The following is a 241-nucleotide window of genomic DNA, read 5'->3' as shown; positions in this document are numbered from 1 at the left end:
CAGCTTCAAGCTCTTCCTTACCACTAACTATTGAAATATTTTTAGTAATAGAATTTATATTATAATCTCCATGAACAACATTATGACCAGTTTCATGCCATAAAACAAGTTTTTTTCTAGCTCTYTTTAAGTTTTTATTATAAACAACCATATTAAGGTCCTTATTACCAATATATKCCCCTTCAAAATAGTCCATATCATCATCAAGTTCTAAACCTAAAACTTTGACACCACGCATATC

General features: G+C 29.3%; 1 protein-coding gene. It reads right to left on the bottom strand.

Annotated features, from left to right (window positions below; translation table 11 throughout):
- Window positions 1-241 (bottom strand): hypothetical protein (locus G3997_RS06545; RefSeq protein WP_296644654.1); only part of this gene is annotated, 241 nt, incomplete at both ends.

The sequence above is a fragment of the Romboutsia sp. 13368 genome (assembly GCF_018336475.1).
Classification (GTDB): Bacteria; Bacillota; Clostridia; order Peptostreptococcales; family Peptostreptococcaceae; genus Romboutsia.
Note: the sequence above shows the minus strand (reverse complement) of the source record. Positions and strands in the feature narration are given on the sequence as shown.